At 62.9% G+C, this 11,834-nt stretch carries 11 protein-coding genes; 4 read left to right on the forward strand and 7 right to left on the reverse strand.

The window, feature by feature from the left end; all coding sequences use genetic code 11:
• The 4 genes from SBA_RS15685 to SBA_RS15700 all read right to left on the reverse strand — a co-directional run bounded on the left by SBA_RS15685 (window position 1) and on the right by SBA_RS15700 (window position 4,879).
• The gene (locus SBA_RS15685) at window positions 1-1,800 is read right to left on the reverse strand and encodes a methyl-accepting chemotaxis protein (RefSeq protein ID WP_261935088.1); all 1,800 of its coding nucleotides are present in this window, start codon (window positions 1,798-1,800) and stop codon (window positions 1-3) included.
• A 211-nt stretch (window positions 1,801-2,011) separates the two neighbouring features.
• On the reverse strand, window positions 2,012-3,100 hold the full coding sequence (locus tag SBA_RS15690) for a catalase family protein (protein WP_261935089.1): 1,089 nt from the start codon (window positions 3,098-3,100) through the stop codon (window positions 2,012-2,014).
• Window positions 3,101-3,149: 49 nt separating this feature from the next.
• Window positions 3,150-4,448: a PQQ-dependent sugar dehydrogenase gene (locus tag SBA_RS15695; RefSeq protein ID WP_261935090.1), complete on the reverse strand. Its 1,299-nt coding sequence runs from the start codon at window positions 4,446-4,448 to the stop codon at window positions 3,150-3,152.
• A complete protein-coding gene (locus SBA_RS15700; protein WP_261935091.1) occupies window positions 4,448-4,879 on the reverse strand; it encodes a DUF2231 domain-containing protein in 432 nt (143 codons plus the stop codon). The genes SBA_RS15695 and SBA_RS15700 overlap by 1 nt, the downstream gene beginning before the upstream one ends.
• 248 nt (window positions 4,880-5,127) lie before the next feature.
• Between SBA_RS15700 and SBA_RS15705 the strand changes: the two genes are divergently transcribed.
• From SBA_RS15705 to SBA_RS15715, 3 genes are read left to right on the forward strand one after another with little or no spacing between them, the layout of a single operon-like run.
• Entirely contained in the window at window positions 5,128-5,706 is a 579-nt protein-coding gene (locus tag SBA_RS15705) for an SRPBCC family protein (protein ID WP_261935092.1), read from the forward strand.
• Complete coding sequence (locus tag SBA_RS15710; protein WP_261935093.1) at window positions 5,706-6,905, forward strand: zinc-dependent alcohol dehydrogenase; 1,200 nt, start codon at window positions 5,706-5,708, stop codon at window positions 6,903-6,905. The genes SBA_RS15705 and SBA_RS15710 overlap by 1 nt, the downstream gene beginning before the upstream one ends.
• 10 nt (window positions 6,906-6,915) lie before the next feature.
• Window positions 6,916-7,704, forward strand: a complete 789-nt coding sequence (locus SBA_RS15715) for an SDR family NAD(P)-dependent oxidoreductase (RefSeq protein ID WP_261935094.1) — start codon at window positions 6,916-6,918, stop codon at window positions 7,702-7,704.
• A gap of 436 nt (window positions 7,705-8,140) precedes the next feature.
• Here the strand turns inward: SBA_RS15715 and SBA_RS15720 are convergent, their stop codons facing one another.
• From SBA_RS15720 to SBA_RS15730, 3 genes are read right to left on the reverse strand one after another with little or no spacing between them, the layout of a single operon-like run.
• Window positions 8,141-8,353, reverse strand: a complete 213-nt coding sequence (locus SBA_RS15720; RefSeq protein ID WP_261935095.1) for a hypothetical protein — start codon at window positions 8,351-8,353, stop codon at window positions 8,141-8,143.
• 24 nt (window positions 8,354-8,377) lie between these two features.
• Entirely contained in the window at window positions 8,378-8,575 is a 198-nt protein-coding gene (locus tag SBA_RS15725; RefSeq protein ID WP_261935096.1) for a hypothetical protein, read from the reverse strand.
• A complete protein-coding gene (locus SBA_RS15730; RefSeq protein ID WP_261935097.1) occupies window positions 8,572-9,318 on the reverse strand; it encodes a Crp/Fnr family transcriptional regulator in 747 nt (248 codons plus the stop codon). The genes SBA_RS15725 and SBA_RS15730 overlap by 4 nt, the downstream gene beginning before the upstream one ends.
• A gap of 279 nt (window positions 9,319-9,597) precedes the next feature.
• Between SBA_RS15730 and katE the strand changes: the two genes are divergently transcribed.
• Entirely contained in the window at window positions 9,598-11,784 is a 2,187-nt protein-coding gene (katE, locus tag SBA_RS15735; protein WP_261935098.1) for a catalase, read from the forward strand.
• The last annotated feature ends 50 nt before the right edge of the window (window positions 11,785-11,834 follow it).

The following is an 11,834-nucleotide window of genomic DNA, read 5'->3' on the forward strand; positions in this document are numbered from 1 at the left end:
TCAGGCCGACTTCGTCACCAGCGCGTCGGCGAGCGAAGCGATCTCCTCGATCGCCGCGGCGAGCATCTCGGCGCCCTGCGATTGCTGACGGGCGGCCGCCGACGCTTCACGCGCCGCCTCCGCGGCCAGCTCGGCGGCGGTCGCGATCTGTTCGGTGCCGCTCTTTACTTCGCGCACCGAGCGCAAAATCGCATCGACATCTTGCGAGATGCCCATGCTGTCGAGTTGGGACTGGTCGAGATCCGCCGAGATCTGATTGAAGCGGTCGATCATGGCCCGGGCGCGTACGACTTCTCCCTCCGCAGCACCTACGATCTGGTCAAGGTCGCGGCGCACGGCCGCCATCTGGTCCTGGATCGCCCGCACCGTGTCCTTGGCCCGTTCGGCATTGAGAGCGGATTCCCGCGACAATTTGCGGATGTCGGCTGCGACCGTGGAGAAGCCCGATCCGGCTTCCCCGGCACGCGTGGCTTCGACCGAGCCGCTGACGGCCAGCATGTTCGTCTGCACGGCGATCAGGGCGAGCGCGTCGGTAATCTTCTCCACCCTGCGTCCGGTATCTCCCAACTTGGCGAGCAGCACGAGCACGTTCCGTGTCTCGCCGACCGAGCCGTCGACCCCTGCGGCGAGCGTTTCGACCGTCTTACGGCTGATCGTCACCTTGGCTACAAGTGCGCTTAGCCGCTCGGCGGATGTAGCCGCACGGCCTTGCGCGAGGGTGGCGGCGGTCTCGATCTGGCCCATGGCGCTGTTGGCTTCAATGGTCGCCGCAGACTGGATCTCAGCGCCACGCCCGATCTGCTCGATCGCGACCAGGATCTGGCCCGACGCGCCCGACAGCTCCTGAACGGTCGCGGACAGCTCTTCGGCGGCAGCGGCCACCTCGTGGGCAGCCGAACTCGTGTCCCCCGACCCGCGTAGATGCTGCGTCAGCCGCCCCAGCGATTCCGACGTCTGCTGGCTCTGGTCGAGCGAAATGCTCTGTTGTTCGATCGCCTGCTGCGCCTCGGCCGCGGCCGCCGACTGCTCTTCGGCGGCGCTCGCTACCTGCTCGGCCCCACGCTCGGCCTCACGCGCCGCGATGTCCATTTCCGTCGCCGCGGACAATATGTCCTGCGCGCCAGCGGCGACTAGTGCCAATTCTGCACGCGCGTCCTCCAGCTGACCGACCACTTCGCGACCGGCCTTTGCCTCGGCATCAGCTGTGGCAGCGGCACTCCGCACGCGCTCTGCGATGAGGCGGATTTCGCCGGCGATGTTCACTGCAAGCGTCTGTATATCGCCGGCGCTCGCCTCGGAGCTTTCCGCCAGTGCCCTCACCTCGTCGGCGACGACCGCAAAACCCGTGCCGCTGTCGCCCGCGCGCGCGGCCTCGATGGTGGCGTTGAGCGCGAGGAGACTTGTCTGGTCGGATATGTCAGCGACCGTCTGGCCGATATCGCCGATGCTGGCGGCAGCGGCTTCCAGCGATCCGATCGTCTCGACCGTGCTGAGTTGGCGCCGGGCGTTGAGTTCGATGGCGGCGACCGCCATCTCAATCTGCGCGCTGGCGTCGCCGAAGGCGGTCTGGACGCCTTCCGCTCTGCGCTGTGACGCCTCGGCACGTTCGCGCGCGGACTCGAAGGCTTTGCCGAGCGCACCGACCGATCCCAAGGACTCCTGCGCCGCGCCTGCCGCTTCCTCGGCACCGCTTGCGATGCGCGTCATCGACTGCTGCAATTCCGTCGAGGCCGAGGACGCCTCGGCAAGGCCGCTCGCCAACTCTTCGGTCGCCTGGTCGATCCGTTCGACGACCGTCACCGCACGCTCGGCAGAAGCGCGACGGACTGGCGTCCGCCTTGTGGTTGCCGCCGGTGCTTCCGGCGGGGACCCCTCATCGCCAACGGCTGGTCTTTTGCGCGTCCCGAGCGTCGACTTCTTTACCAGTGCCATCAACTATGTCTCGCGCTTCATGATCGCACTGGTCATAGGCCAGGCGATCTTACTGCGCCAGCAGGCTTGGCAAGATTTGCTAGACGGAAGGTTCTGGCACCGGCTCGTGCATGGGACAGCCGTTAAGCGATCCGCGAAACTGGGAAGATGCCGCATAGGCAGGCTTGCGCGCGCGCATGATATTACCCAGCGGCCGATGGTCGGCGATGCCGTGCCAAGGGCTGAAAGACGTGCCGTCGTCCATCTTTGCCGCGCGGTCTTCCGACCAGCTGGTCTGGGCCGGGATGGTGATGATGGCGACAGGAACATAGGGATTATCGTCTTCCGGCCATGCGACGGACGCGTCCTCGACGGGATTGGCTTCCAGATCGCGGCAGAGCTGGACCCGTAATTCCCATTGCCCGCCTTGCGTCGCCAGGACCTTGGCGACTTCCTCGCGAAGGGCATTTTCGCGGCCGTCTATCGCGATTTCGGTATCCGACAGCGCGTTGAAGTTGGCCGACAGAGGCACGACGGCAACCTTGGCGATGTGGGCACCGTAGCGGATGGGCGCCTGGCTGAAATAGCGCTCGCCCAGCGGATGGCTGTTAGGGTAACCGCCCAGCGACTTCAGGAGCGCACTTTCGCCTCCGACCGCTTCGAGCGCTTTCTCCGTCACGCGGAACACCGCCGAGATCGCCTTCTTGCCCCATTCGATCCGGTCGGTCGTTTTGGCCAGCAGCTTCAGATTCTTGAGGAAAGCCTTGGCCGTGGGCGCCGGAAAACTGGTGCCGTTCGCCATCACGAAATCCTGGGTGCTGTCGCCCTCGCTCCCAGGCAGCCGCTCGCCGTCCACGCCCAGCACCTTGACCGCCAGACCACGCGCCAAAGATATCGAATCCGGCAGGATGTCGCCTGCGTTGGTCGATATCCGCGCCAGGACCGGATAGCGCCGCGGCGTCAGGAAAAGGCCCTGCGCCAGTTCGGCCGGTAAGTCGCTCAGCACTTCCATCTCGCCTTCCAGCAACGCATGACTTTTGGCATGCACGCTGCGATAGGCGTGCCCCGTGTCAGCATGGACGGCTTCGATGATCGAGCGGAAGGTCTCGATCAGTTCGGCCTGAGTCTCCGCCTCGTCCGGCAGGATGGTCTCGACATCGGCGCTGTAGAAAATGGCGGGACTGGGCATCGATATGTCCTTTTGATCGGCAGGATTGGGAAGAGGGTAGGTTTGGAAGTCAGCGCGCAGTCACCCGCCACACCACATTGCCCAGATCGTCAGCGATCAGCAGCGCGCCGGCACGGTCCACGGCGAGCCCGACGGGCCGCCCCAACGCTTTGCCGTCAGCCGCGACAAAACCCGTGACCACATCGCGCGCTTTGCCGTTGGGCCGGGCTCCCGCGAATGGCACCCAAACGACCTTGTAGCCGTTAAGATTGCCCCGGTTCCAGCTGCCATGCTCGCCGACGAATGCGCCGCCGCGATAACCAGCAGGCAGGCCCGAGCCGGTGTAGAAGGCCATGCCAAGGGGCGCTACATGCGAACCCAGGCTATAATCGGGCATGATCGCGCGGGCGACCTTGTCCGGCCGCCGGGGCATGACGCGCGGATCGACGTTGCGGCCCCAATAGCTCCACGGCCAACCGTAGAAGCCGCCGGGGCGGACCGAGGTCATATAGTCGGGCACTAGGTCCGGTCCCAGTTCGTCGCGCTCGTTGACGACCGTCCATAGCTGCCCGCTGACCGGATTGAAGGAGAGGCCATTGGGATTGCGCAGGCCTGTGGCATAGTCGCGGTGGGCGCCGGTCGCGCGATCGACCTCCCAGATGCGGGCACGATCCTTTTCGGCCTCCATGCCCGCTTCGGTGATGTTGCTGTTCGAGCCGATGCCGACATAGAGCTTCGTTCCGTCGGGGCTGGGGACGAGGCTCTTGGTCCAGTGATGGTTGATGGGGCCGCCGGGCAGTTCGGTCAGGACCGTGCCCGGTGCGGTGATCCTGATCTGGCCGGTCACATAGGGAAAGCGCAGTATCGCATCGGTGTTGGCGACATAGAGATCGCCGCCAACCAAGGCCACGCCGAAGGGCGATGTGAGCTTGTCGATAAGCACGGTTCGCGTCTCCACGCGCCCATCACCATCGGCGTCGCGCAGCAACGTGATCTGATCGGCGCCGGTGACCTTGCTGTGCCCGAAGCTCTGGATGATACCGACGAGGATGTCCTTTGGCCTGCTGACCGGTTCGCTCGGCGCCTTGGGCTCAACGGCCAGCACATCGCCATTGGGCAGCACGTACAGCGCGCGCACATTCTTGAAGCCGGTCGCAAAGGCCGAGATTTTCAGCCCGTCTGCGACCTGCGGTACCCTGCTGCCCCAAGGTTCGGGGCTGGCGACGTGCATCGGCGGAACCAGATACTGCTGTTGTGAAGGCAGTTTGGGATTGGGGCCAACCTGATCGGAGGCGGAACCGCCGCCGCCGCAGGACGACAGCGCGAGGGCGGACACTGCCATCAAGGTGGTGCGTATGAATGGAGACATCACAGGCCCTCCCGCCGCGCTTCAAGCGAATAGCCCATCCAGCTCGTCACCAGCGCCAGCCCCGAGACAATCGCGGACAGGATCAGGCCTGTCGGCATTACCGACGTCCATCCGTCACGGCTGTGGATGAAGACGTTGAACAGCGCGAGGATCATCATCAGCAACACGCCGACGCTGTGCGGCCACGATCGGCTGCGTGTCCCCTTGTAGAGCAGCGCATCCACGATCCCCGCGATGGCGGCCAAAACGCCGATCAGCAGCCCGCCGGTGATCAGCCACACCGCGAAATTGGCCCACTGCATTTGCGCGCTGTTGGCATAGGCGATGTCCGCCACGAATGCCGCGGTGAAGAAGGCGAGCGGATAGGCGGAAAGGATGCCGTGAACGGGGTGAGCCCGGACACAACGCACATTGGTGGGCGCGGTTGCCATGGATGCCTCTTGGATGGAGATGCACGCAATACGCGCGAATCGGACACTGCGTTCCGCCGCATCGTGCCAACTGTAGGCGGAGACATAGCGGTCTAACTTCTATCAAGCAGATTTCACCTCGCATGATGGGACCAACGGGCCAGGTCGGCGTTGTGCAGCATATCCTGCATTCAAATGAGGATCGTTGGCGGCCAAAGCCGCTTGGCGCGGCGGCCTTCACCGTTCGTCCAAAAAATCGGAGACAGCGCATGCCCCTTGCAACAGACGACGCGCCTTTGGAAACCGCCAAGACCAGGGAAGGCCAGCGCGACGCCGCTGCCCAAGTCCATGCGCCCGAAGGGGACAGCACGATCATCGGACGGTCGGTCACGATCAACCGGCAGCGCGCCGAGTTGTTCGCCTATTGGCGCGACCTCACCAACCTCCCCGCTTTCATGGACAATGTCGAACGGATCGACACGCTGTCGCCCACGCGCAGCCATTGGGTGGTCAAGGCCCCGGGCGGAAAGACGGTGGAGTGGGACGCGACCATTACCGACGAACGGGACGGCGAATTCATCGCCTGGGCATCGGACGACGGCGCGAACGTGCCCAATAGCGGTCGGATCGAGTTTCGCGATGCCGGGGACCGTGGCACGGTCGTCACCGCCATCATCGCCTATGATCCGCCGGCCGGCATCATCGGCCAAGTGATCGCCAAGCTGTTCCAGCGCGAACCGGCGATCCAGGCGCGGCGCGACCTGCGCCGCTTCAAGCAATTGATGGAAACAGGCGAGGTCGCGACCGCGGCCTGGACCCAGAAACAGCTCGACGAGGAGAAGGCCTGATGCGCGCGCTCACATGGCACGGCAAGCATGACGTGCGCGTAGATACGGTTGACGATCCCGAGATCCTCAATCCGCGCGATGCGATCATCAAGGTCACCTCCACCGCAATATGCGGTTCCGATCTGCATCTCTATGACGGCTATATCCCGACCATGCAGGCGGGCGATATTCTCGGCCATGAATTCATGGGCGAAGTGGTCGAAACCGGCCCTAGATCAACCCTGCAAAAGGGCCAGCGGGTCGTGGTGCCGTTCACCATCGCCTGCGGCAGCTGCTACCATTGCGGCAAGCATCAATATTCCGCCTGCGACAATGGCAACCCCGCCGACAATCAGGACATCGGCCAGGAAATGTACGGCCAGCCCATGTCGGGCCTGTTCGGCTACAGCCATCTGACGGGCGGCTATGCCGGCGGTCAGGCCGAATATGTGCGAGTGCCCTTCAGCGATGTTGGCCCGATCGTCGTGCCGGACGAACTTACCGACGATGAGGTGCTATTCCTCTCCGACATCCTTCCCACGGGCTGGCAGGCGGCGGAAAATGCCGACATCGAGCCGGGGGATACGGTCGCGGTCTGGGGTTGCGGCCCGGTCGGGCTGTTCGCGGTCCAGTCGGCTTTCCTCATGGGCGCGCAGCGCGTCATCGCCATCGATCATTTCCCGCATCGTCTGGAACTGGCGAAGAAGTTCGGCGCCGAGACGATCAACTTCGAGGAATCCAAGACCTATGAGGCGCTGATGGAGATGACCGGCGGCATCGGCCCTGATGCCGTCATCGACGCTGTCGGATTGGAGGCGCACGGCTTCTTCGTCGACAATGTGGTCGACCAGATCAAGGCGTCGCTGTTCCTGGGCACCGACCGCACCCATTCGATCCGTCAGGCGATTCACGCCTGTCGCAAGGGCGGGCGCGTCTCGATGCCAGCAGTCTATGGCGGCTTCGTCGACAAATTCCCGCTGGGCGCTTTCATGGAAAAGGGCCTGACCCTTAAAACCGGCCAGACCAGCGTGCAGCATTATATGCCTGCCCTCCTCAATGCGATCTTCGAGAAGAAGATCGATACGACCTTCCTCATCTCGCACCGCATGGCGCTGGAGGATGCGCCCGAAGGCTACAAGATGTTCCACGACAACCAGAACGAAGTGACGAAGATCGTGCTCAAGCCCGATTTCGGATCCGCTGCCATTGCCGCGGAATAGGAGAAATATCATGGCCAATAAATTCGCGATCATCACCGGCGCCTCGACGGGCATCGGCTTCGAACTTGCCTCCATCGCTGCCGAAAATGGCTACGACTTGCTGGTGGTTGCCGACGAGCCGCTGATCGATGCCGCCGCAGAGGATTTCAAGCGTCACGGCGTTCAAGTCACCTCCGTCGAAGCGGACCTGGCAACGCTGCAAGGCGTCGACCAGCTGCTGTCCGCGACCAATGGGCGGCAAATCGATCTGCTCTGCGCCAATGCCGGGCGCGGCCTTGGCCATGGATTCCTTGACCAGGAGGTGGCCGACTGGCGCCGCGTCATCGACACCAATATCACGGGCACGCTCTATCTACTTCAGAAGGTGCTGAAGGACATGGTGGCCCGCGATGCCGGAAAGATACTCATCACCGGATCGATCGCCGGCTTCATTCCGGGCAGTTTTCAGGCGGTCTACAACGGCTCCAAGGCATTCGTGGACAGCTTCGCCGATGCGATCCGCAATGAGATCAAGGATAGCAAAGGGGTCACGATCACGACGCTGATGCCCGGCCCGGTCGAGACCGAATTCTTTGATCGCGCCGATATGCTCGACACCAGCGTCGGCGCATCGGAGACAAAGAGCGATCCGGCTGACGTCGCGCGCGACGGCTGGGATGCCTTGATGAAGGGCGAGGCGCATATCGTGTCCGGATGGAAGAACAAAGTGCAAGCGGCCCTGGCGCATGTCACGCCTGCCGCAGTCCTGGCGGAGCAGCATCGCAAAATGGCCGAGCCCGGTTCCGCCAGCGAGGATTGATCAAGCCACCAAGCTTCGCGGTCTCAGTTCGTGAAGCGAAGTTGGCGTCGATGGCGATGTCACGGCCCTACTGCGTCAGGGCCAGATAAGAGCCATCGCTTGGGGCTTTTCTTTCTCCACCTGACAGGCTTGAACTGCAGGGCCATGTTGCCACGCTCCTCCGTGGCATCGACGGCGTAGGCCCGCTCCTAGAGCAAATATTTGACCCTCAGCGCGCGGCTGATGGCTTAGCGAGACTGGACGATCTGTCGCCAGATCATGGGTCGATCGGTAGGTGCCGTGATGTCGATGCCAAACAGTTGCGGCAGTATCTGGCGTTCTCCCAAGCAGTCGGAAGCTGCCCACTGCCTTGCAGAGTATTTTAGGGCTGGCCCAGCGGTGTTAGCATGGCGTCACGTTCTTACTGATCGGCTGAGCTGGCACGAGACGCTTGGCATTAAAAGCCGTCTTCGCCCTTATGGTCGCCATGGCCCGTCGCGCGAGACGTTGCGCGATCCTGATCCGCGCGCCATTGTGCCTCGTCTATCACCGCCCGCTCCTTGCCGCTTGGTGGCGATGCGGGCGATACCGGCGCGGCACGTTCGTGGACTCCCTGCCCGGCTGGTCGCTGATCCGCGTCGGGGTGTTGGCCCGGGCGATTTTCTTCCATGACAATCTCCTTGCGCGGTAGGCCTTACTCTCGCGAGATCTGACGGCTCTCCTCGCCGGCCAGCTTGGCGGCTTCGACGAGACGTTTGCCCGTTTCGAGCGCGGCCGAGGCCGTCATGGTGACGGCGATGCCATCAGGTCCGTCCAGCAGGACCAGGCCTTCCTCCACGCTGGCCCGCCCTGCTTCTGTCTGCGTCCCAACGGGAATGAATTTAGCGATCATGAAAGAGCTCTTTTCTGTTGGGATATGGCGAGATCGCCGTCGATATAGAGATAGTCTGGATCGAACTGTCCGCGGCGGGCCAGGCCGGGAACATCCTGTATCTCGACCAGAGCAGAGCGGAAAACGCAAAGGCCGTCCTCCCGAAGTTGCCGCAGCACGCGGTTGGTATGGACATTGGTGATGCCACACACTTCGGATAAATCTGTCTGCGTCAGCCCCAGAGCGAAACGCCGTCCATCACTTAGCCCTGCAGATTGCATACGCACGTTTGTTTCGCTCAAAAAATGCGCGACCCGTCCGACCGCGTCCAGTCGCCCCAGCCGAAAGAGCCAGGCCCGGTGCATAGCCGCGTCGAGCAAGGTCGAGAACCAGAGCTTTCGGGACAGCGCCGGCATAGTCTCCAAGATTGTATCGAGAGTTCGATGTGGCACGATCGCGAAGGTGGCTGCTGTAAGGGTCGCGACGTCATGATCGAGTATCTTGAGCGGATAGGCGTGGAGATCGACGAAATCGCCGGGTACATGGATCGCGACTAGCTGCCGATGGCCCTCGCGGTCGTCCAGATACCGGCACATAAAGCCTTCCACCAGCAGATTGCTATGCGACAAGGCTTCTCCAGCATGCACTATGGTCATGCGTGCATCGACCGTTCGTACTTCCGATATAGCGCCTTCCAGCGCGACGCGTTCTTCACGGTCCAAATGAACACCGGCGCGGCCGCGCAAGAATCTTTCTGTAAACACGGGCGCGGTCTCACTCGTCGAACGGGTCGGATAGCGGGCTAGCCGTCATATGGCCAACGGCTCATCGGCCTGCTGTATCCGACAGACCCGAACAAATCGTCATGACGCAGATTAACATGCGCCATTCCACCGCAACTTGCCGGCTGGTCGGTTGTTCTCTCCACATCCTCTCGGATCAAATCCGCGCAATTTTTGCGCTGGAGGCTCGATCCATATCTTCGCCGACTTCACCTGCGCGTCCGGCGTGGTTTGCGCAGCCCCGAAACCTAAGGATCATTTATGTCAAAGCCTTCAAAATCCGCTTCTGCGCCCGGCAAAATCTCCGGCGAAACGCCCACAAAGGCGCCGCCTGCCGCTCCGGCCGATGCCATTTCGGATAGTTTTGCAGAGCCGCAGGGAACGGGAGGCGAGACTCATCAGACCGCCGGCGGCGACGTGGCTGTGCTGACGACCGCGCAGGGCATCCCCGTCGCCGACGACCAGAATATGCTGAAGCAAGGTTCGCGCGGCCCGACACTGCTGGAAGATTTGCATTTCCGCGAGAAGATTTTCCATTTCGACCATGAGCGCATTCCCGAGCGCGTCGTCCACGCCCGCGGCTACGGTGCCCATGGCTATTTCGAACTGACTGAATCGCTGAGCGACGTGACCCGCGCCGACGTGCTGCAGCGCGTGGGCGAGCGCGTGCCTGCTTTCGTGCGCTTCTCGACCGTGGCGGGATCGAAAGGCTCGGCCGACCTGGCGCGCGACGTGCGCGGTTTCGCGGTGAAGCTTTATACCCAGGAGGGCAATTGGGATATCGTTGGCAACAACATCCCCGTCTTCTTCATCCAGGACGCGATCAAGTTTCCCGACCTGATCCATGCCGCAAAGCCCGAGCCCGATCGCGATTTCCCGCAGGCGCAGACGGCGCACGATAATTTCTGGGACTTCATCAGCCTGACCCCGGAATCCATGCACATGGTCATGTGGATCATGTCCGACCGGACAATCCCCCGCTCACTGCGGACGATCGAGGGCTTTGGCGTCCACACGTTCCGGCTCGTCAATGCGGAGGGAAAATCGACCTTCGTAAAATTCCACTGGAAGCCCAAGCAGGGCCTGCAATCGGTCGCGTGGAACGAGGCGGTCAAGATCAACGGTGCCGATCCCGACTTTCATCGCCGCGATCTGTGGGACGCGATCAACGCAGGCGATTTTCCCGAGTGGGAGCTGGGCGTACAGCTGTTCGACGATGATTTCGCCGACAGTTTCGATTTCGACGTGCTGGATGCGACGAAGTTGATCCCCGAGGAGCTGGTGCCGGTCCGCATCGTCGGCCGCCTCGTCCTGGATCGCGTCGTCGACAATTTCTTCGCGGAGACCGAGCAGGTCGCCTTCATGACCCATAATGTCCCGCCGGGCGTCGATTTCTCCAACGATCCGCTGCTGCAGGGCCGCAACTTCTCCTATCTCGATACGCAATTGAAGCGCCTTGGCGGCCCCAACTTCACGCATATCCCGATCAATGCGCCCAAGTGCCCAATGGCCCATTTCCAGCAGGACGGACATATGGCGATGCGTAACCCCGTCGGGCGTGCGAACTACGAGCCCAATAGCTGGGGCGCCGCGCAGGGCGGCCCGCGCGAGGACCCGGTGCGCGGCTTTACAAGCTTTGCCGAAGCCGCCGATGGACCCAGGCAGCGGGTCCGATCGGAGAGCTTCGCCGACCATTACAGCCAGGCGCGGCAATTCTTCACCAGCCAGACGCCGATTGAGCAGAAGCATATCGGCGACGCGTTGGTATTCGAACTGAGCAAAGTGGAGCGGCCTGACATCCGCTCGCGCATCGTGTCGCACCTTCTTAACATCGACGAGACGCTGGCGGCGACGGTCGCGGACGGCCTTGGCCTTGCACTGCCAAAAGCGGCGCAGGCCGCGCGGCCAACGATCATGGACCTGCCGCCTTCCGATGCGCTCAGCATCGTCAGGAACGGGCCGGACAGCTTCAAGGGCCGCAAGCTCGGCATTTTGCTGACGGACGGCGCGGATGCCGCGATCTTCAATGCGCTCGTCAAAGCGGTGGAGAAAGAAGCGGCCGTCTATGAGGTGATAGCGCCCAAAATCAGCGGCGTGACACTGTCGGACGGCACGACGGTGGGGGCGAAGCAGAAAATCGATGGCGGGCCGTCGGTGCTGTACGACGCTATCGCCGTCGTCGCGTCGAAGGATGGCGCAGCGCTGCTGGCCATCGATGCGGCGGCCAAGGATTTCGTGACCGACGCCTTCACCCATTGCAAGTTCATCGCCCTGACCGCGGAGGCGCATCTGTTGTTCGAAAAGGCGGGCATCGCCGACGACATGGATGATGCCTGTCTGCCGCTCGGCGCGGTCAAGGATGCGGCGAACTTCCTTGCCGCCTGCCGCGCGCTGCGCCATTGGCCCAGGGAACTCGGCGTCGATCTCGATGCGCAGCCTGCCGCCTGACGTCGTGCACGGATCCAGACAAATCGGGGATGGCCTTGGGCCATCCCCCG

The sequence above is a fragment of the Sphingomonas bisphenolicum genome (genome assembly GCF_024349785.1).
Taxonomy (GTDB): Bacteria; Pseudomonadota; Alphaproteobacteria; order Sphingomonadales; family Sphingomonadaceae; genus Sphingobium; species Sphingobium bisphenolicum.

Bases quoted from the DNA above. Each gene is read 5' to 3' on its own strand.
- SBA_RS15715 (WP_261935094.1), top strand. From the start codon at position 6,916: ATGGCCAATAAATTCGCGATCATCACCGGCGCCTCGACGGGCATCGGC.
- katE (WP_261935098.1), top strand. From the start codon at position 9,598: ATGTCAAAGCCTTCAAAATCCGCTTCTGCGCCCGGCAAAATCTCCGGC.
- SBA_RS15695 (WP_261935090.1), bottom strand. From the start codon at position 4,448: ATGTCTCCATTCATACGCACCACCTTGATGGCAGTGTCCGCCCTCGCG.
- SBA_RS15700 (WP_261935091.1), bottom strand. From the start codon at position 4,879: ATGGCAACCGCGCCCACCAATGTGCGTTGTGTCCGGGCTCACCCCGTT.
- SBA_RS15690 (WP_261935089.1), bottom strand. From the start codon at position 3,100: ATGCCCAGTCCCGCCATTTTCTACAGCGCCGATGTCGAGACCATCCTG.
- SBA_RS15720 (WP_261935095.1), bottom strand. From the start codon at position 8,353: ATGGAAGAAAATCGCCCGGGCCAACACCCCGACGCGGATCAGCGACCA.
- SBA_RS15705 (WP_261935092.1), top strand. From the start codon at position 5,128: ATGCCCCTTGCAACAGACGACGCGCCTTTGGAAACCGCCAAGACCAGG.
- SBA_RS15725 (WP_261935096.1), bottom strand. From the start codon at position 8,575: ATGATCGCTAAATTCATTCCCGTTGGGACGCAGACAGAAGCAGGGCGG.
- SBA_RS15710 (WP_261935093.1), top strand. From the start codon at position 5,706: ATGCGCGCGCTCACATGGCACGGCAAGCATGACGTGCGCGTAGATACG.